Annotated in this window: 19 protein-coding genes; 11 read left to right on the forward strand and 8 right to left on the reverse strand. The window is 59.7% G+C overall.

The window, feature by feature from the left end:
- Positions 1–27: 27 nt before the first annotated feature.
- The 5 genes from ACB039_RS15925 to def all read right to left on the reverse strand — a co-directional run bounded on the left by ACB039_RS15925 (position 28) and on the right by def (position 5,834).
- On the reverse strand, positions 28–1,470 hold the full coding sequence (locus ACB039_RS15925; RefSeq protein ID WP_005326184.1) for a TrkH family potassium uptake protein: 1,443 nt from the start codon (positions 1,468–1,470) through the stop codon (positions 28–30).
- A 93-nt stretch (positions 1,471–1,563) separates the two neighbouring features.
- Entirely contained in the window at positions 1,564–2,940 is a 1,377-nt protein-coding gene (gene trkA, locus ACB039_RS15930; RefSeq protein ID WP_005326185.1) for a Trk system potassium transporter TrkA, read from the reverse strand.
- A 71-nt stretch (positions 2,941–3,011) separates the two neighbouring features.
- Positions 3,012–4,304 (reverse strand): 16S rRNA (cytosine(967)-C(5))-methyltransferase RsmB, encoded by a 1,293-nt coding sequence (rsmB, locus tag ACB039_RS15935; RefSeq protein WP_171273024.1) that lies wholly within the window; start codon positions 4,302–4,304, stop codon positions 3,012–3,014.
- 60 nt (positions 4,305–4,364) lie between these two features.
- Positions 4,365–5,309 carry a methionyl-tRNA formyltransferase gene (gene fmt, locus ACB039_RS15940; protein WP_171273025.1) on the reverse strand — a complete coding sequence of 315 codons (945 nt, stop codon included), beginning with the start codon at positions 5,307–5,309 and terminating at the stop codon, positions 4,365–4,367.
- A 12-nt stretch (positions 5,310–5,321) separates the two neighbouring features.
- Entirely contained in the window at positions 5,322–5,834 is a 513-nt protein-coding gene (gene def, locus ACB039_RS15945; protein WP_161506766.1) for a peptide deformylase, read from the reverse strand.
- 108 nt (positions 5,835–5,942) lie between these two features.
- On the opposite strand from def, the gene ACB039_RS15950 reads away from it, so the two are divergent.
- The 7 genes from ACB039_RS15950 (at position 5,943) to aroE (ending at position 12,038) form a co-directional block, all read left to right on the forward strand.
- Positions 5,943–7,031, forward strand: a complete 1,089-nt coding sequence (locus ACB039_RS15950; RefSeq protein WP_371166022.1) for a LysM peptidoglycan-binding domain-containing protein — start codon at positions 5,943–5,945, stop codon at positions 7,029–7,031.
- 1 nt (position 7,032) lies between these two features.
- On the forward strand, positions 7,033–8,154 hold the full coding sequence (gene dprA, locus ACB039_RS15955) for a DNA-processing protein DprA (RefSeq protein ID WP_371166023.1): 1,122 nt from the start codon (positions 7,033–7,035) through the stop codon (positions 8,152–8,154).
- Positions 8,147–8,620, forward strand: a complete 474-nt coding sequence (locus ACB039_RS15960; RefSeq protein WP_041206662.1) for a DUF494 family protein — start codon at positions 8,147–8,149, stop codon at positions 8,618–8,620. The genes dprA and ACB039_RS15960 overlap by 8 nt, the downstream gene beginning before the upstream one ends.
- Before the next feature lie 55 nt (positions 8,621–8,675).
- Complete coding sequence (locus ACB039_RS15965; RefSeq protein ID WP_371166024.1) at positions 8,676–9,233, forward strand: topoisomerase DNA-binding C4 zinc finger domain-containing protein; 558 nt, start codon at positions 8,676–8,678, stop codon at positions 9,231–9,233.
- Between the two features lie 301 nt (positions 9,234–9,534).
- Positions 9,535–10,095 carry a Sua5/YciO/YrdC/YwlC family protein gene (locus ACB039_RS15970; protein ID WP_005326198.1) on the forward strand — a complete coding sequence of 187 codons (561 nt, stop codon included), beginning with the start codon at positions 9,535–9,537 and terminating at the stop codon, positions 10,093–10,095.
- Positions 10,096–10,203: 108 nt separating this feature from the next.
- Positions 10,204–11,112 (forward strand): oxygen-dependent coproporphyrinogen oxidase, encoded by a 909-nt coding sequence (gene hemF, locus ACB039_RS15975; protein ID WP_005326199.1) that lies wholly within the window; start codon positions 10,204–10,206, stop codon positions 11,110–11,112.
- 104 nt (positions 11,113–11,216) lie between these two features.
- Positions 11,217–12,038 carry a shikimate dehydrogenase gene (gene aroE / locus ACB039_RS15980; protein WP_171273028.1) on the forward strand — a complete coding sequence of 274 codons (822 nt, stop codon included), beginning with the start codon at positions 11,217–11,219 and terminating at the stop codon, positions 12,036–12,038.
- A 998-nt stretch (positions 12,039–13,036) separates the two neighbouring features.
- On the opposite strand, the gene yihA is transcribed toward aroE, so the two are convergent.
- Positions 13,037–13,693, reverse strand: a complete 657-nt coding sequence (gene yihA / locus ACB039_RS15985) for a ribosome biogenesis GTP-binding protein YihA/YsxC (RefSeq protein ID WP_043132202.1) — start codon at positions 13,691–13,693, stop codon at positions 13,037–13,039.
- A 143-nt stretch (positions 13,694–13,836) separates the two neighbouring features.
- On the opposite strand from yihA, the gene ACB039_RS15990 reads away from it, so the two are divergent.
- The 4 genes from ACB039_RS15990 (at position 13,837) to hemN (ending at position 17,681) form a co-directional block, all read left to right on the forward strand.
- The gene (locus tag ACB039_RS15990; protein ID WP_041206664.1) at positions 13,837–14,454 is read left to right on the forward strand and encodes a cytochrome c; all 618 of its coding nucleotides are present in this window, start codon (positions 13,837–13,839) and stop codon (positions 14,452–14,454) included.
- Positions 14,455–15,248: 794 nt separating this feature from the next.
- The gene (gene yihI, locus ACB039_RS15995; protein WP_005326203.1) at positions 15,249–15,824 is read left to right on the forward strand and encodes a Der GTPase-activating protein YihI; all 576 of its coding nucleotides are present in this window, start codon (positions 15,249–15,251) and stop codon (positions 15,822–15,824) included.
- An 11-nt stretch (positions 15,825–15,835) separates the two neighbouring features.
- A complete protein-coding gene (locus tag ACB039_RS16000) occupies positions 15,836–16,276 on the forward strand; it encodes a DUF2489 domain-containing protein (RefSeq protein WP_005326204.1) in 441 nt (146 codons plus the stop codon).
- Between the two features lie 31 nt (positions 16,277–16,307).
- A complete protein-coding gene (gene hemN, locus ACB039_RS16005; RefSeq protein WP_041206665.1) occupies positions 16,308–17,681 on the forward strand; it encodes an oxygen-independent coproporphyrinogen III oxidase in 1,374 nt (457 codons plus the stop codon).
- A 67-nt stretch (positions 17,682–17,748) separates the two neighbouring features.
- On the opposite strand, the gene add is transcribed toward hemN, so the two are convergent.
- Positions 17,749–18,750: an adenosine deaminase gene (gene add, locus ACB039_RS16010; protein WP_005328584.1), complete on the reverse strand. Its 1,002-nt coding sequence runs from the start codon at positions 18,748–18,750 to the stop codon at positions 17,749–17,751.
- Between the two features lie 142 nt (positions 18,751–18,892).
- Positions 18,893–20,311 carry a nitrogen regulation protein NR(I) gene (gene glnG / locus ACB039_RS16015; RefSeq protein ID WP_041206666.1) on the reverse strand — a complete coding sequence of 473 codons (1,419 nt, stop codon included), beginning with the start codon at positions 20,309–20,311 and terminating at the stop codon, positions 18,893–18,895.
- Between the last annotated feature and the right edge of the window lie 2 nt (positions 20,312–20,313).

Consider the following 20,313-nt stretch of genomic DNA (forward strand, 5'->3'; position numbering starts at 1 on the left):
TTTTTGTCGTCCCGTACCGGTGAGGTCCTACTGCTTCCAGAAGGAGGGGAAGAAGATCACCGCCACGGTCAGGATCTCGAGTCGTCCCAACAGCATGCCGAACGACAGTATCCACTTGGCCGAATCCGGCAGGCTGGCGAAGTTGGTGCTGGGACCGATGACCGGTCCCATGCCGGGGCCCACGTTGGCCACCGCCGTGATGGAGCCCGAGATGGCGGTGAGGGGATCCAGGCCGATGGCGGCCAGCAGGGCGGCGATCAGCAAGATGATGGCGAAGTAGGCCAGCACGAAGGAGATCATGGAGCGGATGATGGCGTCGTTGACCGGGCGGCCGTTGTATTTTTGCGGGAACACGGCTGAGGGGTGCATCAGCTGGCGCATCTGCTTCTTGAACAGGGCGAAGGCCACCTGCACCCGGAAAATCTTGAGGCCGCCGGAGGTGGAGCCGGAGCAGGCACCGAGCGCCAGCAGGATCATGAAGATGATACTGGTGAGGGGCCCCCAGGTGCCGAAGTCGCCGAGGCCATAGCCCGTGGTGGTGAGCACGGAGACTATGTTGAAACTGCTGATGCGCAAGGCATCCATGAAGCCGTAAATATCCCTTACCCAGAGATAGAAGGTGACGACGACCGTCACCCAGACGATGAGCCAGAAGAAGCCCTGCACCTGTGCATCCCGCAGCAGGCTGTTGTCACGGCGCGACAGCGCCTGCACATAGAGCAGGAAGGGCAGGCCGCCGAGGAACATGAAGAGGGTGCCGATCCAGTGCGCCGAGTTGGAGAAGTGGGACATGGACTGATCCGAAGTGGAGTATCCCCCGGTGCTCAGCGTCGTCATGGCGTGGTTGACCGCCTCGAACAGCGTCATGCCGCTCACCCAGTAGGCGAGAAAGCAGAGCATGGAGAGCACCAGATAGACCACCACTATGTTGTTGGCGACCGTCTTGGCGCGCGGCGCGCTCTTGTCGGACCAATCGGAGCTCTCGGTCTGGAACAGCTTCATGCCGCCGACGTTTAAGTAGGGCAGCACGGCCACCGCCATCACGATGAAGCCCACGCCCCCCAGCCACTGCAGGATGGAGCGCCACAGCAGTATGCTGTGGGCCATGCCGTCCAGCCCTGACAGTACGGTAGATCCCGTGGTGGTGACGCCGGACATGGTCTCGAAGTAGGCGTCGGCAAAGTTGATGTGCGTGATGAAGACGAACGGCAGAGCGCCGAAGATGCAGGCAACCACCCAGACCGAGGTGGTGAGCAGGAACATCTCCCGTACCCCGAGATGAAACTCCACCTTGCGCCCGTAGTGCAGGCAGATCAGGGCGGCGCCATGGGTGATCAGCACGGATTTGAGAAACTCGACGAAGCCTTCTGAGCCGGTGAGCAGTGCCAGCAGGGTGGGCAGCCACATGAACAGGGCCAGTTTGGAGAGCACCAGCCCGAGGGTGAAGACGATGGGACGCAGCTTGATCATGCAAGATAACCTGGTCGTTGATTGAAAAAAGACCCGGACCTTCCCTCTGGGAAATGTCCGGGTCTGAATGTCGTTGCCTGTTGCATGTAGGGCTTACAGGAAGAAAGGGCTGGGTTGGAACAGGCGTTCCACTTCCGGGATGTACTTCTTGTCCACCAGGAACATCACCACATGGTCATCCTGCTGGATCTGGGTGCGATCGTGGGCGATCAATACCTCATCTCCGCGCACGACGGCACCTATGGTAGTGCCGGGCGGCAGTTTGAGCTCACCCACCGTCTTGCCCACTACCTTGGAGGTGTTCTCGTCACCGTGGGCGATGGCCTCGATGGCCTCGGCGGCGCCGCGGCGCAGACTGTAGACGTTGGCGATGTCGGCACGGCGCACGTGGGTCAGCAGGGCCGAGATGGTGGCCTGCTGGGGCGAGATGGCGATGTCGATGGAGCCTCCCTGCACCAGGTCAACGTAGGCGCCGCGCTGGATCAGCACCATTGTCTTCTTGGCACCCATCTTCTTGGCGAGCAGGGCCGACATGATGTTGGCCTCGTCCTCGTTGGTCACCGCGATGAAGACGTCGATCTGGTCGATATGCTCCTCCGCCAGCAGCTCCTGATCCGCCGCGTCGCCACAGAAGACGATGGTGTTCTCCAGGATCTCCGAGAGCTGCTCCGCCCGTTTCTGGTTGCGCTCTATCAGCTTGACGCTGTAGCGCTTCTCCAGCTGGCGGGCGAGGCCGGCACCGATATTGCCGCCACCGACGATCATGATGCGACGGTAGGGGCTCTCGAGGCGTTGCAGCTCGGACATCACGGCGCGGATGTGACCGGCGGCGGCGACGAAGAACACCTCGTCATCCGCTTCGATGATGGTGGTGCCCTGGGGGCGGATGGAGCGGCCCTGGCGGAAGATGGCGGCCACCCGGGTCTCGATGTTTGGCATGTGATCCCGCAGGGTGGAGAGGGCATTGCCCACCAGCGGGCCGCCGTAGTAGGCCTTGACGGCCACCAGACCCACCTTGCCACCAGCAAAGTCAACTACCTGCAGCGCGCCCGGATACTCGATGAGGCGACGCACATAGTCGGTCACCAGCTGCTCGGGGGCGATCAGGTGATCTACCGGCACGGATTCCGGCAGGAACAGGCGATCCCGTTCCACCAGATAGGCGGGGGAGCGGATGCGAGCCACCTTGTTCGGGGTGTTGAACAGGGAGTAGGCCACCTGACAGGCGATCATGTTGGTCTCGTCACTGTTGGTGACGGCGACCAGCATGTCCGCATCCTGGGCCCCCGCCTCGCGCAGCACCCTGGGGTGGGCGCCGTGGCCGTTCACCACCCGCAGGTCGAACTTGTCCTGCAGCTCCCGCAGGCGGTCGCTGTCGGTGTCGACTATGGTGATGTCGTTGTTCTCGCCGGCGAGGTTTTCCGCCAGGGTGCCACCCACCTGACCTGCGCCAAGAATGATGATTTTCATAGAGAAATCTTGCCCAAGGTTGCTTCGAAACGAGGGCGCCCGATACGGCGTCCCGACCCCTTATCTGCAGCTTACTGCTTGATCAGCTTGGCATAATAGAAGCCGTCCATCTCCGCCTCGCCTGGCAGGAACTGGCGACCCGGGCAATCCGGGTTGTCTTGCTGGTGCAGCGGCACCAGACGGGCATCCTTGGTGTCAGCCAGGAAGGCGCGGATCTGGTCGCGGTTCTCTTCCGGCAGCACCGAGCAGGTGGCATAGAGCAGGGTGCCGCCGCTTTTGAGCTTCGCCCAGAGGGCGTTCAGAATGCGGCGCTGGAGCTCAGCCAGCTCGCGGATGTCCTGATCCCGGCGCAGCCACTTGATGTCGGGGTGGCGGCGGATGACGCCGGTGGCGGAGCAGGGGGCATCCAGCAGGATGCGGTCGAACTGGCCCTCGGGCCACCACAGATCCGGTGTACTGGCATCCCCGTGGATCACCCGGGCGGTGAGGCCGATGCGATCCAGGTTCTCCTGCACCCGCTTGAGGCGGTTCTCGTCGGCATCCACGGCGACCACACCGGCGAGGGCGGGTTGCAGCTCAAGCAGGTGGGCGGTCTTGCCACCGGGGGCGGCGCAGGCATCCAGCACCCACTCACCCGGCTGGGGATCGAGCAGGCGGGCGGCCTGCTGGGCGGCGCCGTCCTGTACCGAGCAGTCACCGGTTTCGAAACCGGGCAGCTTGGCCACATCGCAGGGGCGCTCCAGCAGGATGCAATCCTCCCCCTCTTCGCCTGCCACCGCATTGATGCCCACTTCGGCCATGCGGGCCAGCATCTGTTCGCGGCTCTGGCGTTGGCTATTGTTGCGGATCCACATGGGAGGGCGCTGGTTGTTGGCCTCCATAATGAACTCCCAATCCTCGGGATAGGCCTGACGCAGGCGCTTGGTGAGCCACTCGGGGTGACCAAGACGAATGCTGGGAACCCGGTCGATGCGCAGCAGTATGACTTCGGCGCTGCGCTGGAAGTTGCGCAGCACGCCGTTGATGAGGCCGCGCAGTGAGGTGCCCTTGAGCAGCTTGACGGCATTGACGGTCTCGGCCACGGCGGCATGAGCCGGAATGCGGGTGTAGATGAGCTGATAGAGACCGACCAGGATCAGATAGTGAAAGATGCGACTCTTGTTCTTGAGCGGCTTGTCCATCATCTCGCTCACCGCCGCATCGAGGCGGGGCAGCCAGCGCAGGGTGCCGTAGCAGAGTTCTTGCAGGAGGGCGCGATCGCGAGGCGCCACCTTCTCCTGGGCAGCAGGCAGAACAGCGGAGAGGGATTGGCCCTGATCCAGCACCTGTTGAATAACGAGAGCAGCCTGTGCACGTGTTTTCATAGCGTTACCTTAGATGCGCAAGTCGGGACCTGGGCCCCGCTTGTGTCAATTCAATCCAGTTCAATGCAATTGCGTGCCGGGTTCAAACCAGTCGCGGCGAGAGTTGAGCAGATCCGGGACGGACATGGCCTTCTTGCCGGGCGGTTGCAGGGTCAGCAGACGCAGCACCCCCTTGCCGGTGGCGACGTCGATCCCCTGCTTGTCGGCCTTGAGCAGGGTGCCGACGGGTTGGCCATGGTCGCTGTCGATGACGGTGGCTTGCCATACCTTGATGGTCTGTTCCGCGACCTCGAACCAGCTGATGGGCCAGGGATTGAAGGCGCGAATGCAGCGTTCGATGGCGACGGCCTCCATGGACCAGTCGATGCGGGCCTCTTCCTTGGAGAGCTTCTGGGCGTAGTTGGCCAGCGCGTCGTCCTGCACCTCGGCCGCGGTGTTGCCGGCGGCCATGGCATCGAGGGTGTCGACCAGCGCCTGCGGGCCCAGCTCGGCCAGCTTGTCATAGAGGCTGGCGGAGGTTTCATCACTGGCGATGGTGCAGCTCACCTTGCGGATCATGGCGCCGGTATCCAGCCCCACATCCATCTGCATGATGGTGACGCCGGTTTCGGCATCGCCCGCCCAGATGGCGCGCTGAATAGGTGCGGCACCACGCCAGCGTGGCAGCAGGGAGCCGTGCACGTTGAGACAGCCCAGCCGCGGGGTGTCGAGTACCGCCTTGGGCAGGATCAGGCCGTAGGCCACCACCACCATGAGGTCGGCGCCGAGGGCGGCCAGCTCGACCTGCGCCTCTTCATTGCGCAGGGACGCCGGCTGGTAGACAGGCAGAGCGTGGGCCAGCGCCAGTTCCTTGACCGGGCTGGCGGTCAGTTTCTGGCCACGGCCAGCCGGCTTGTCGGGCTGGGTGTAAACGGCAACGACCTCATGGTCGGAAGACAACAACGCCGCCAGGTGACGGGCGGCGAAGTCGGGGGTGCCGGCAAAAATCAGTTTCAGCTTGTTCAATGGTGCAGATCCTCAGAGGACTTTGCGATCTTCACGGGCCATTTTTTCCAGCTTCTGACGGATGCGCTGGCGCTTGAGCGGGGACAAGTAATCCACAAACAGCTTGCCGACCAGATGATCCATCTCATGCTGTATGCAGATGGCGAGCAGATCGTCCGCTTCCAGCTCGAATGGCTTGCCGTGGCGATCCAGCGCCCGTACCTTGACCCACTCGGCGCGTGGCACCAGTGCGCGGCTGCCGGGCACGGAGAGGCAACCCTCTTCGATACCGGTGCTGCCTGACTGCTCCAGAATCTCGGGGTTGATCAGCACCAGCTGATCTTCACGGTCTTCAGAGATGTCGATGACGATGATGCGTTGATGAATGTCGACCTGAGTCGCGGCCAGGCCGATGCCTTCCTCCGCGTACATGGTTTCGAACATATCATCTACAATCTGTTGTAACTCGGGTGTAATGGTCTCGACAGGGGCTGCGACTGTACGCAGGCGCTCATCGGGGAAACGCAATACATCTAGAATGGCCATAGTTTTTTCTTTAGTTTCATATAAACGCAGTCAATATTGACGTAATTCTAGTCATTTACGTCGACAAAAAACAGCAACACTTTGCGTGCAGAAGTAACAGGGAGTGTTATGCATCTGAAGCAAATCATCCTCGCCTGCCTGGCGACAGCCTTGGCCAATGGTGCCATGGCACAGCAGTTGACACTGAAATCCGGCTATCCCGAGAGTTATGTGGTGCAGAAGGGGGATACTCTCTGGGATATTTCGGGTCAGTATCTGGCCGAACCCTGGCTCTGGCCACGGCTATGGAACATCAATCCCCAGATTGCCAATCCACACTGGATTTACCCAGGTGACGTGCTGCAACTGAGCTGGGTCAATGGCGAGCCGCGTCTGGGCAAGGCCAACCAAGGCGGCAAGCAGGTCATTCACCTGTCTCCCAAGAATCGCTACGAGAACAAGGCCAACCCCATTCCGACCCTGCCTCTCAGCGAGATAGTGCCCTTCCTGCAGACCGATCACATTCTGGCCGACAGCCAGCAGAGCAAGGATCTGCCCTATGTGCTTGGCAATAACGACAAGCATATCGGCATGCTGGAGGGGGACACCCTCTATGTGCAGGGGGCGCTGAATCCGGGTCAGAGTTACGGCATCTATCGCCCTGGGGTGACTTACAAGGACAAACTGACCGGCGAGCAGCTCGGTCAGGAGGCGATTTTCGTCGGTACTGTGCGAGCGGAGGACCGCTTGGCGAACGACAGCACCAGAGTCACTCTGACGCACAGCAGGCGCGAGGTGTATCAGGGAGACAAGGTCATCCCGTTGCCACCGCAGGAGAGCCTCTCTGCAGTCTTTATGCCAAAGGCGGCGCCGGTTATTTCCCCCGGTTATGTGATCGAGTTGCCGAGCAAGGTGCGTGGGGGAGGCAAGTTTGACATTGTCCTCATCAACAAGGGGTCGCGCGATCAGATAGCTCCTGGCGATGTGCTCGAGATCCTGCGTCCCGGTGCCGAGATGGTGGACAAGAATGGCAAGGTTTCATATCGGGAATATGCTTCCGTCTATGACAAGGCGTTTCACTCAGCTGGCAAATCGACCCTGCCTGCCGAAGCGATTGCCCGGGTCATGTTGTTCAAGGTGTATGACAAGCTGAGTTATGGCCTCATCCTGCAGAGCCAGGATCTGGTCAGCTCGGGTTATCAGGTCAGCAATTTCTGACGTGCCACTTCCACTCGGGCGGCTGTCGCTGTCGCTGTGGCTGACGCTGGATGCGGTGACCGGCATAGGTCCGGTTACCGCCGCGCGTCTGCTAGCGCATTTCCACGGCGACATCGACGCCCTGTTTGGCTGTGATGATGGTGTACTGAGATCGCTTGGCCTGCAATCTGCCCAACTCCGGCAGCTGAGATGGCCGTCACCCATGGTGGAGCAGGGGCTGAACTGGGCCGAAGCGCCTGGCAATCACCTCCTTTGTCTCGATGACCCCGCCTATCCTGCTTTGCTCAAAGAGATCCCCGCCGCCCCCTTGCTGCTCTATTGCCGTGGGGATCTCGCAGCCCTTTCCCTGCCACAGTTGGCGATGGTAGGTACCCGTCATCCTACCTATGCAGGCAAGGACAACGCCGCCCGTTTGTGCGCCAAACTGGTGGAAAACGGCCTGGCGATCACCTCCGGATTGGCACTGGGCATTGATGGAATCTGTCACCAGCAGGCCTTGGCATCGGGCGGTGTGACGTTGGCGGTGCTGGGCTCCGGGCTTGACTGTCTCTATCCAAAACGCCATCAGGGCCTGGCGATGCAGATCCTCGAGCATGGCGGTCTGCTTGTCTCCGAGCTGGCGCCTGACCAGGGACCGCTGGCTGAACATTTCCCTCGCCGCAATCGCATCATCAGTGGCCTGTCGCTGGGCACGCTGGTGGTGGAGGCGGCCGAACAAAGCGGCTCACTCATCACGGCCCGCTATGCGTTGGAGCAGGGCCGTGAGGTCTTTGCCGTACCGGGTGCGCCGCAAAATACCCAGGCCGCGGGGTGCAATCGTCTGCTTCAGCAAGGGGCCAAGCTGGTATTGAATGCGGCTGATGTCATGGAAGAGCTGCCTGCCCTTGTGCCATTAAAGAGGCTGGCGAACCCTTCTCCCGAGCCATTGCATAATAGCGAATTGCCTTATGCCGATTTGTTGGATAACGTAGATTATGAGACCACGAGCGTGGATACCGTTGCCGAGCGGGCCCAGCTTCCTGTCGAAGTGGTATTGGGCAGGTTGGTAGAGCTGGAGCTGGCCGGTGCAGTGATGGCGGTAGCCGGTGGATACGTCAGAGCGAGGAGGGCGAATCATGTTTGATGTATTGATGTACCTTTTCGAGACCTACATCCACAGCGATGCAGATGTGATGGTCGAGCAGGATGAACTCACCGACGAACTCAGCCGGGCCGGATTCAATCAGGAGGAGATTGAAAAGGCGCTCAACTGGCTGGAACGACTGGCCAATCTGCATGATAGCGAGCGGGAGGTGTATGTCACCGCCAGTGCGCAAGGTTCGATGCGGATCTACGCCCCGCAAGAGCTGGCTCGCCTCAGCACCGAGTGCCGTGGTTTCCTGCTGTTCCTGGAACAGGCCCAGGTGCTTAACGCCGAAACTCGCGAGATCTGTATCGAGCGCTTGCTGGAGCTGGACAAGCCGGATATCGAGCTGGATGACCTGAAGTGGGTCGTCATGATGGTGCTGTTCAACGTCCCGGGCAGTGAGAATGCCTACCAGCAGATGGAGGAGCTGGTGTTTGACGAGTCAGACGGTGTCATTCACTGACAGTCCGGTGCCGCGCTGGTAGAATTCAGGCCATCTGGATTCCAAGGCGCGGCCCATGTCAAAAATCGATCATCACCTCTTTTCTGCCCACGAACATGAATTCGAGCGCGAGCCGTGCCCGCAGTGTGGTGCCGAGCTGGTGATCCGTCAGGGCAAGCATGGCCCCTTCCTGGGCTGTTCGGCCTACCCCTCCTGTGATTTTATTCGTTCCCTGACGTCCTCCGGCCGCGACATCGAAAAGGTGCTCGAAGGATCGGCCTGCCCAGATTGTGGCCAGCCACTGGCAATCAAGAAGGGGCGCTACGGCCTGTTCGTGGGCTGTACCCAGTATCCGGCCTGCCAGCATATCGAGTCCCTGCAGGAGAGCGACGATACCCAGATCCTCTGCCCAGAGTGTGGCAAGGGCCATCTGGTGAGCCGCACCTCCCGTTATGGCAAACAGTTTTACTCCTGTGATGGCTATCCCCATTGCAAATATGTGGTGAACGACAAGCCGATCCCTATGCCCTGTCCCGCATGTGGCTGGGGCATCATGATCGAGAAGAAAGTGAGAGGGAGTCTGCGCTGGGTCTGCCCGCAAAAGAAATGCTGTCATCAGATTGAGCGGGTATAATCCTGCCGCCATAAGCCCGCAGGCAGCTTGCTGGCAAGGGAGTGTTTCATCTGGATTTATCACCTTGCCGTGAACCGCCCCTTTACGGCCGTGTCGTTGGGCGCCGATCCTCGCCGCCAGCCTCTTGGCCTGCGCATGTGGCTCGGTATCACAGGCGTTGCAGTGGCCGGTGATGAGCTGGCGCTCTGGCGGGTCAGACGTCCGAATGTACTGAAGAGGTGAGGGCACCAGGGTGCCCTCATGTCGGTTCAACTTACAACCCAGTGATGAGAGGTGGCAGCCCGGCTGTCGCATTTTTTCTATGCCAAACGAATTTGAACAAGCGATGGCCGCCCTGCACCGCGAAGGGGTGATCGCCTATGCCACCGAGGCCGTCTTTGGTCTGGGATGTGATCCCGACTCCGAGGCTGCGGTACGGCGCCTGCTGGCCATCAAGCAGCGTCCAGTGGAGAAGGGCCTGATCCTGATCGCCGCCGATCTGACCCAACTGCAGGATTACATCGATCTGAGCCAGATCAGCAACGAGCAACTTGCTCGTGTGCAGGCGAGCTGGCCCGGCCCCTTCACCTGGATCATGCCTGCCCGTGCGACCACGCCGGCCTGGCTGACCGGGCAGTTCGATACCCTGGCTGTGCGCGTCACGGCCCATCCTCAGGTGCAGGCCCTGTGCCGTGCCTTTGGCAAACCACTGGTTTCTACCAGTGCCAACCTGACCGGCGAGGAGCCTGCCCGTCGGGTAGCCGAGATAGGTGAGCTGCTGGCAAGCCAGCTGGCCTATATCCTGCCTGGTGAAGTCGGGGGACAAGCCAATCCATCCGAGATCAAGGACGCCCGTACCGGCGCCATCATTCGTCCCTCCTGAGGGGCGGCAAGTACCTGATTTGCAGTCATGACGGGCGATGTGCTCATGGCGTGACACCACAATATAAAATGGACGGGACGATCAAGATCCTGCCTGACTGGAGACAAGATGAGCAAACCGGATGTAGCCCAGGTCAAGGCCTTCCTGCTGCAGTTGCAGGACGAGATCTGTCGGGGACTGGAGCAGGCTGACGGCGCCGGACACTTTGTGGAGGATGCCTGGCGCCGCGAAGGCGGTGGTGGAGGCCGTACCAGGGTGCTACGCCATGGTGCTGTGATCGAGCAGGGCGGGGTCAACTTCTCCCATGTCTATGGCGATGCCATGCCGGCGTCGGCGACCGCTCACCGCCCCGAACTGGCTGGCCGCAAGTTCGAGGCCATGGGGGTCTCGCTGGTGATCCATCCACACAACCCCTATGTGCCGACCAGCCATGCCAACGTCCGTTTCTTCATCGCCGAGAAAGAGGGCGAGGCGCCCATCTGGTGGTTTGGCGGCGGTTTCGATTTGACACCCTTCTATCCGTTTGCCGAGGATGTGCAGCACTGGCATCAGGTCTCCCGTGATCTCTGCCATCCCTTTGGTGCGGAGATCTATCCCGAGTTCAAATCCTGGTGCGATCGCTACTTCTTCCTCAAGCATCGCAACGAGACCCGGGGGGTGGGTGGCCTCTTCTTCGATGATCTGAACCGCTGGCCCTTTGCCGACTGCTTCGCCTTTATGCAGGCAGTAGGTCGGGGTTATCTCGATGCCTATCTGCCCATCGTCGAGCAACGCAGGGCGCTGCCCTATGGCGAGCGAGAGCGGGCGTTCCAGCTCTATCGCCGCGGTCGTTACGTGGAGTTCAATCTGGTGTATGACAGGGGCACCCTGTTCGGGCTACAGACTGGTGGACGCACCGAGTCGATCCTGATGTCGATGCCACCCCTGGCCCGCTGGGAGTATGACTGGCAGCCGGAGGCGGGCAGCCCCGAGGCCTTGCTCTATACCGACTACCTCACACCACGAGAGTGGCTGTGACTCAAGGGGCCATGACGGGCCCCTTTTTACTGGCCGATATTCGGCTTGTTCCCGACTGAGAAAACCCGTTAAATCGGGTGATGACCCTCTGATGGAACTCTTTGATGGATCGTTATCTGGTTTTTGGCCACCCGGTGCGCCACAGCAAGTCCCCCTTCATTCATACCCTGTTCGCCAGACAGACCCAGCAAGAGCTGGAGTATGGGCTGGCCGAGCCCGCCGTCGACGAGTTTGCTGCTACCCTGCGCAGCTTCTTTGCCCAGGGAGGCAAGGGGTGCAATGTCACAGTGCCCTTCAAGGAGCAGGCATTCGCCCTGGTCGATCGACTCAGTCCAAGGGCCAAGCGGGCAGGAGCGGTCAATACCATCAAGCTGACGGATGATGGTGTGCTGCTGGGGGACAACACCGATGGCGCCGGGCTGGTAGCCGATCTCAAATCCCATGGGGTGACGCTGGCAGGCAGCCGGATCCTGTTGCTGGGGGCCGGCGGTGCGACTCGCGGTGCACTGGCGCCACTGCTGGCGGAGAGGCCGGGCGAGTTGGTCATCGCCAACCGCACGCACGCAAAAGCGGAGCAGCTGGCTGCCGAATTTCACGATCTGGGGCCCGTGACCGCCCAGACCTATGAGCAGTTGACTGGGCCGTTCGATCTCATCATCAATTCCACCTCCGCCAGTCTGCAAGGGGAGCTGCCACCGCTGGCGCCTGCCCTGATCCACGTTGATATCGCCATTTACGACATGATGTACGGTGCGACGGACACGGCCTTCATCGGTTGGGCCAAGCAGCATGGTGCCCGTCAGACCATGGATGGGCTCGGCATGCTGGTGGAACAGGCCGCCGAAGCCTTTACCGTGTGGCGCGGCATCCGGCCTGGTACCAAGCAGGTGTTGAGAGAGCTGAAGCGCAACCTGGGCACCTTGTAGGTCGGTTCGCTTATCAATCCGGTGGGGAGTGGAACAACCGTGAATGTGCAGTCCGGCAGACGGGCTCTGGCAACTTCACCCTCTGGTTTCTGAACAGAACATCTCTCTTCCTCGGGGAGAGTGCTCCCCGCAGGTAGGGGCGTGAAGTTGTCACCATTTTAAGTGGGATTTAAATCGATAAATAACAATGGGTTACTGTGCTTTCAAGCTTGCATCGTTCGCGGTTATCAAGTTTTTTCTCAAAGCAGCGGAACTTGTGCGAAATGGTGCTGACTAACTAGATAGTTGAGGAAGTGCTAGCTAGTCACCTTTATAACTCCCCGGTATTTATACTGGGGATTTTTTTATCCATTTGAAAAATATAGAAATTTACCCCGCCCATTTTAAGTGAAACTAAATTACATAAATTACTTTCACTTTCTGCTGCTTTGCTGTACAGTTATCAGCGTAGGGTACAGAGGTAAGATGTTCTATCTTTCAGACCTTTTATTTCACGTAATTGAATGTGGCTGAATAGCAGCCCCGATGAGTCATCGTCGGGGTGTTTTTTTATGCAAATCTTTTAGAGTAAATGCTTTAAATTGAGTAATCTTTTGTTAGAATAGGGATGTTTCTTGAGGGAAACCAATCGTCTTTGTTCTCGAGAACTCGCTTTTTCCCAATTTTTTGAACTCATTTCTTCAGGCCGGCCCGCGACAGCGAGACTGGCCTCATTTTTATCCCTTCCTATTCCTTTCTTGTAATAAATTTTCAGTTTTGTTGATGCTCGGTATTATTCCCGGCTTGTCTGGCGGGAACAAAGAAAACGGTGTCAAGGAGGGGGAAAGTTAATTTTTACAACAGCCTAATTTCTATCTCTCTGATTAAAAAGACTTATAAGCTATAGGGATGGGTTGTAACAGAAGGGGACGTGGGGGCTAGCCCGGGCAGGAGAAAACTGAAAGTCTTTCAATCAGCGGAGGGCCAACTCCGCTCATTGCAGCAAGAAGAGGAGTGACTTACTCCTCGATCTGGTGGTCTTCTTCTATGTCGGTCTGAGTGGTTTCGGCATTGGACAGATACCAGCCGCTCAGAGTCTGGGCCAACTTCTCGACACCTATGTTGTTGAGGGAGGAGAAAGCTTCAACCTGGATCTGCGGACCCAGTTCGGCTACTGCCTGGCGCACCTTTATCACCTGATTGTTGCGGGGACCCGGGCTCAGTTTGTCTGCCTTGGTCAGCAGCAGCATCACCGGCAATTCGCGGTGTGAGCTCCATTCCAGCATGTTCATGTCGGTCTCTTTGAGCGGATGGCGAATGTCCATCAGGATCACCAGACCTTTCAAGGATTCGCGGCGCTGCAGGTATTCAGCCAGTGACTTCTGCCACTTGAGCTTCATTTCCAGCGGAACCTGCGCATAACCGTAGCCCGGCAAGTCGACCAGGCGCTTGCCCGGCTCCAGTTCAAACAGGTTGATCAGCTGGGTACGACCCGGTGTCTTACTGGTCCGTGCCAGGTTCTTGTGTTTGGTCAAGGTATTCAATGCAGATGATTTACCGGCGTTGGAACGCCCGGCAAACGCAATCTCGACACCCCCATCATTTGGCAGGTGACGGATGTCGGGTGCGCTGGTCACAAAATGCACCTTATTGAAATTCAGAGTTTGTGTATCCAACGTAAATTCCCCATAGAGATAGAGGGTTATAGAGTTACTTTTTTGTGAAATCGTGTAAAATGGCGTCGCTTAAACGCGTTTATTTTAACATGCCTTCAGCGGCATGGGATCTGGAAGTCTAATAACGAGAAAGTTGGAACGCCATGAAGAACCTAGTCATTACACTTGCTCTGATGGTTGGCGTAACTGGGATGGCACAAGCCAAGGGCGATGCCGCTGCGGGACAAACCAAGGCTGCCGTCTGTGCGGCCTGTCATGGACCGGACGGCAACAGCCCAGTCGACATGTATCCCAAGATTGCTGGTCAGCACGCATCATATATCAAAAAACAATTAGTTGAACTGAAGGCTGCAGCTTCTGGCCAAACTGGTCGGGTTGCTCCCATCATGGGACCCATGGCGTTGCCTCTGTCCGATCAGGACATGGACGACCTGGCCGCCTACTTCTCCAGCCAGAAGGTGACTCCGGTTGCCGTGCCCGATGACGTGGTTGCCGCAGGCAAGGCGCTCTATATGGGAGGCGACATGGAACGTGGTCTGGCCGCTTGTACCGCCTGCCATGGTCCGCGCGGTTCCGGCGTCGAGCAGGCCAAGTATCCCAGCTTGTCGGGGCAGCACCCTGCGTATATCAAGGCGCAGCTCACTGCCTTCCGTGCGGCAGCCCGTGACAATGACCCCAATGGCATGATGCGGGATGTGGCCAAGAAGCTGACGGATCAGGACATCGAGGCGCTCTCCAAATACGTGGCGGGTCTGCACTGATAGGGTCCTGAATCTATCTTGTTGAAAATAACAGGGAACTATCAAGGTTCCCTGTTCTTTTTTGGGGCTTCCGGCGCCATGTCTGCAAATGCCCTGCATTGTTGTAAGAGATCCCCCATTTTCGAGTCCGGTCGGGGCTGAAACAGCGTTCAGCCTTCGATGCGGAAGCTATAACTTTCAATACGTTAAAAATGAGATGGCCACTTATCTTCGTTTGAAAGAATGCCGAGTGGATTGAGCCCCGCAGCGAAATTGTTACAGTGAGCCCATGGAATGACCGGGCGAGCTGTTGGCGTTCGGGTGGACAGGGAGTCGGCTCAGCAGGCAAGTGATGAGCAGGAGAGTCAAAGACCAGGATGGTGACCGCCAGGGATGAGCGGGGCTGCGGGAGGCAACCACCCCAGAAAGATGACCGGATGTTGTCAGCATGGGTTAGACAAGCACACGCACATTCAGGATCGAGCAACAAGGGTCAGGAAGACCCAACGACATGATGCGCAGAGTTAGGCCAAGGGATAAGGCGATTTGCAGCCAGGGAATGGGACTCGCATGACAGGATCAAGGCAGCTTAGGCTGCCTTTTTTCTGTTGAGTCATTAACCCGCCAAGGCATTCTGTGTCAAAATACCAGCAACATGCCCAGAGGATGCCGATCCTGCGGTGTTCAGCGACCCAATATGGTCGAATTGGTGCGGGATCCCACGCTTGTTCCAGATTTACTGTTCCCCGCTTCAGCATCCTCCCCGGACGAAACAATCCCGGGGGTTTCAATCCAGTTATTTGTCGGAGTCATTCATGTCGGCCAAACAACCCACCCGCAAGCCTACCGGCAAGCGCAAAGAATCAGATGCCAGTGCCCTGGAAGGTCGTGAGCGCAAACGCGCCGCCAAGCGCAAGGGCTTGAAGGCGGGTTCCCGTCAGCAGGTCGAGCAGGGCAGCAAGGGCGGCAATGGCAAGCAGGCCAAGGATCCGCGTATCGGCTCCCGCAAGCCGGTTGTGCTGATCGTGGAAGAGAAGCAGAGCAAACCGGTGGCGCCCAAGCCGCAAAAAGAGAAGAAGTTGGTGATGACACCCGAGCAGGAGCTGGCCTCCATCGAGAATGATGATCGCCTGAACGACCTGCTGGATCGACTGGATGCCGGTGAAACCCTGGAAGCGGCCGAGCAGGCCTGGGTCGATCAGCGTGTCGATCGCTATCAGGAGCTGATGGACGAGCTCGGCATCATAGACACCGACGAAGATGACGACGGTGATTTTGATGACGTCGAGTATGAAGAGCCGAGACAGCCGGCCTCCGAGGAGGAGCTGTGGGAGCGTTTCAGCCAGGTTGACTATCAGCCTGAACCCAAGCCCGAGCCGAAGAAGAAGTGATGAGTGGATGGATGCTGGCCGCCCTGCTGGGGGGCCTTGTCTTGCTGGGGCTGGCTGTCTATGCCGGCACCCTGCTGGCGCGTCTCAAGCGTCAGCACGACATGCAGCGACAGGCCATTGCGGCCCGCAACGAGCGCATCCTCGACAGCGTCAGGGTGATCGCCCATGCGGTACGGGATGGTCAGTGCGACTACTCGGAGGGGGCCATCCGGCTGACCAACCTGCTGGATGCCTTGCAGATCAAGGAAGGGCGAGCCTTCGCCAGTGAATTCCCCGGTCTCTATGGCCTCTACGAGAAGGTGAAGGAGATGCCGACTCACGAGGCGAGGCGAGCCCTCAAGCGCAACGAAGTGATGAAGATGGATCTCGAGCGCAGCGGCTACGAGGCCGAGCTGGAGGCGCAGATCCTCAAGGATGTCGCCCGACTGAAGGACTTTCAGTTAAGCCGGTGAGCCCTGGATAACTAAGAAAGAGGAAGCAAGCGTGCAAGCAGAACAGATTGTGTGGGATCAGGCCCTGATCGAGAAATATAACTACAGCGGCCCACGTTACACCTCCTATCCCACCGCATTGGAGTTCAACGAGGGCTTCGGTTATCCGGACTTCGTCCAGGCCGCGGGCCAGTATCCGGCGCGCAATTTGTCGCTCTACGTGCACATCCCCTTCTGCCACAAGCTGTGCTACTACTGCGGCTGCAACAAGGTGATCACCCGTCACCAGCACAAGGCCGATCAATACCTCGATTACCTCGAGCAGGAGATCAAGGCACAGGCCCCCCTGTTCAAGGACCGGCTGGTGACCCAGCTGCACTGGGGCGGCGGTACCCCCACCTACCTGAACGAGGGGCAAACCCGTCGCCTGATGGCCATCTTGCGGGAGCACTTCCAGTTTGCGGACGCAGGGGAGATCAGCATCGAGGTCGACCCGCGCGAGATCGAACTCTCCATGCTGGATGTGCTGCGGGAGCTCGGTTTCAACCGCATCAGCCTCGGCGTGCAGGATTTCAACAAGGCGGTCCAGGTCGCGGTCAACCGTGAGCAGGACAACGACTTCATCCGCGCCATGCTGGAGCGCGCCCGATCATTGGGGTTTCGCTCCACCAATCTCGACCTCATCTACGGCCTGCCGCACCAGAACCGGGAGAGCTTCCACCACACCCTGGAGGAAGTTCTCAAGACGGATCCAGCCCGTCTCTCCATCTTCAACTATGCGCACCTGCCGAGCCGCTTTGCCGCCCAGCACAAGCTGAAGGAGGAAGACATGCCGGCCCCTCGGGAGAAGCTGGCCATGCTGCAGGACACCATCGCCTTCCTCACCGGTCAGGGTTATCAGTTCATCGGCATGGATCACTTCGCCAAGCCCGATGACGAACTGGCGGTGGCCCAGCGCGAGGGCAAGCTGCATCGCAACTTCCAGGGCTATACCACCCAGGGGGATTGCGATCTGCTGGGGTTGGGGGTCTCTTCCATCAGCATGATGGGGGATGCCTACTCCCAGAATCAGAAGGATCTCAAGACCTATTACGCCCAGGTGGAGACGCTCGGTCATGCCCAGTGGAAGGGGTGCTCCCTCAACCGGGACGATCTGATCCGCCGCGAGGTGATCAAGCGCCTCATCTGCGACTTCTCCCTGAACTTCGCCGCCGTCGAGCAGGCCCATGGTCTGGTCTTCAAGGAGTATTTCGCCGAGGACCTCAAGCTGCTGCAGACCTTCATCGATGATGGCCTGGTGCGTATGAACGACGACGGGCTGGAGGTGGTCTCCACCGGTCAGCTGCTCATTCGCAACATCTGCATGTGCTTCGACGTCTACCTGCGCAGCAAGGCGCGTCAGCAGCAGTTCTCCCGGGTGATCTGAGCCGTCGGTCGGCGCTGAACATAAAAAAACCGCCTCTCGGCGGTTTTTTTATTTGGCTTGCCAGCACTCAGCGCTGAGCCGCGCGGGCGCTCAGTTCGGCCTTCTCGGCCTCGCTCAGGAAGGCCAGCATCAGACCATTGCGCTGTGCGGTGCGGATTTCATCCGCAGTCATACCGGCGGCCGGGGCGGCCACCTCGTATTCGTGGGGCAGGTCGATGCCTTCCACTGCGGGATCGTCTGTGTTGAGGCAGGCCAGCACGCCGGCGGCCAGGAACTGGCGGATCGGGTGATCGCTGAGGCTGGCGACCGTGGTGGTCTGGATGTTGGAGGTGAGGCAGGACTCGATGCCGATGCGGTGCTCCGCCAGATAGGCCATCAGAGCCGGATCCTGGATCGCCTTGACGCCGTGACCGATACGCTCGGCGCCGAGATCGCGAATGGCCTGCCACATGCTTTCGGGGCCGGCCGCTTCACCGGCGTGCACCGTCACTCGCATGCCCGCATCCCGCACCTTGCGGAAGTGGTCGGTGAACAGTTCCCCCGGGAAGCCCAGCTCGTCACCGGCCAGATCGATGGCGACCAGCTTGTCGCGATGGGCCAGGCAGGCTGCCAGCTCCTTGTTGCACTGCTCGGTGCCGAAGGTGCGACTCATGATGCCGATCAGGTTGGTCTTGATGCCGAAGTCGCGGCTGCCAGCGGCCACGCCGTCTATGATGGCTTCCACCACCCCCTGCGGGTGCAGTTTGTGGGCCATCGCCATGTAGGCGGGGCTGAAGCGCAGCTCGGCATAGTCGATACCCGCATGCAGCAGATCTTCCACGTTCTCGTATGCGACTCGGCGGCAGGCTTCGTAATCGGCCAGCACGGCCACGCCCCAGTCCAGTTTCTTCAGGAAGGCCACCAGACTCGGCTCGTTCTCGACGATCTGCACGTGAGGGCGCAGGGCTTCCAGCTCATCGGCTGGCAGCGGGATGTTGTGCAGGCGACCCAGCTCGAGAATGGTCTGCGGACGGATGTTGCCATCCAGATGGCGGTGCAGGTCGGTCAGGGGGAGGGATCTGTCAATCATGGTGGCGCCTTCTGCGAGTCGGGTTGGAAAGCCTGTCATTCTAGGCGGGGATCTTGAAAAAGATACCCCGTTTGCGGGCAAACGGGGTGTGATTGGTCAGGCTTTCCCTCAAGGCGTGATGGGAATCGTTTTTCCCGAGAACTCAGGGAATGTCGAGTTCCTTGAGCTTGCGGGTCAGGGTATTGCGACCCCAGCCGAGCAGGCGGGCGGCCTCCTGCTTGTGGCCATGGGTGTGCTCCAGCGCCGTCTCCAGCATGATCCGCTCGAATTGGGGCATGGCATCGGCCAGGATGTCGGTCTCCCCCAGCGCCAGCTTGGCGCCCACCCAGTCTTGCAGTTGTTGCTGCCAGCCACCGGTCAGCGCGGGCTGGCCGGGCTCCGCCGTGCTGGTGATGGGGGTCAGCAACTCGGTGGGCAGATCGCCGACCAGCACCTCCTGGCCCGACGCCATCACGGTCAGCCAGCGGCAGACGTTCTCCAGCTGGCGCACGTTGCCCGGCCAGGGCAGGCGGCTGATGTAGGTCTGGGTATCGGGGTGCAGGCTCTTGGCCTCCACGTTCAGCTCCTTGGCGGCTCTGAGCAGGAAGTGCTGGGCCAGCTGAGGTATGTCCTCCCGTCGCTCCTTGAGAGCGGGGATATGGATGCGGATGACGTTGAGGCGGTGGAACAGATCCTCCCGAAATTCGCCGTCGGCGACCCGTTTCTCCAGATTCTGGTGGGTGGCGGCGATGATCCGCACATCCACCTGCACCGGCTGATGGCCGCCGACCCGGTAGAACTGGCCGTCGGCCAGTACCCGCAGCAGCCGGGTCTGCACATCCAGCGGCATGTCGCCTATTTCGTCGAGAAACAGGGTGCCGCCGTCGGCCTGCTCGAAGCGGCCGTGACGTATGTTGTTGGCGCCGGTGAAGGCCCCCTTCTCATGGCCGAACAGTTCGGATTCGATAAGATCCTTCGGGATGGCGGCCATGTTGAGGGCGATGAAATTCTTGTGGGCGCGCGGGCTGTGCTTGTGCAGAGCATGGGCGACCAGCTCCTTGCCGGTGCCGCTCTGGCCGTTGATCAGCACCGAGATACTGGAGCGCGACAGTCGGCCGATGGCGCGAAACACCTCCTGCATGGCGGGGGCCTCACCGATGATCTCCGGGGTGGTGGTGGCCTCCTGCTGGCGCGCCTTGCGCTTGGTGCGCTGCTCTTTCAGATGATTCTCGGCGCGGCGCACCAGGGTGACCGCCTCGTCGATGTCGAACGGCTTGGGCAGGTATTCGAAGGCGCCGCGCTGGTAGGCGTTGACCGCGCTGTCGAGATCCGAGTGGGCCGTCATGATGATGATGGGCAGATCGGCCTGGCGGCGATGGATCTGCTCCAGTAGGCTGAGGCCGTCTATGCCCGGCATGCGGATATCGGAGAGGATCACGTCCGGTGAGCGCATCTCCAGCGAGCTCAGCAGGGCTTCGCCGTCGGCAAAGCTCTCGCATTCGAAGCCTTCGCTGCCAAGGGTGCGCTCCAGGACCCACCGGATGGAGCTGTCGTCATCGACGATCCACACTTTTGCTGTCATGA

The sequence above is a fragment of the Aeromonas sp. S2(2024) genome, assembly GCF_041402505.1.
Lineage (GTDB): Bacteria > Pseudomonadota > Gammaproteobacteria > Enterobacterales > Aeromonadaceae > Aeromonas > Aeromonas media.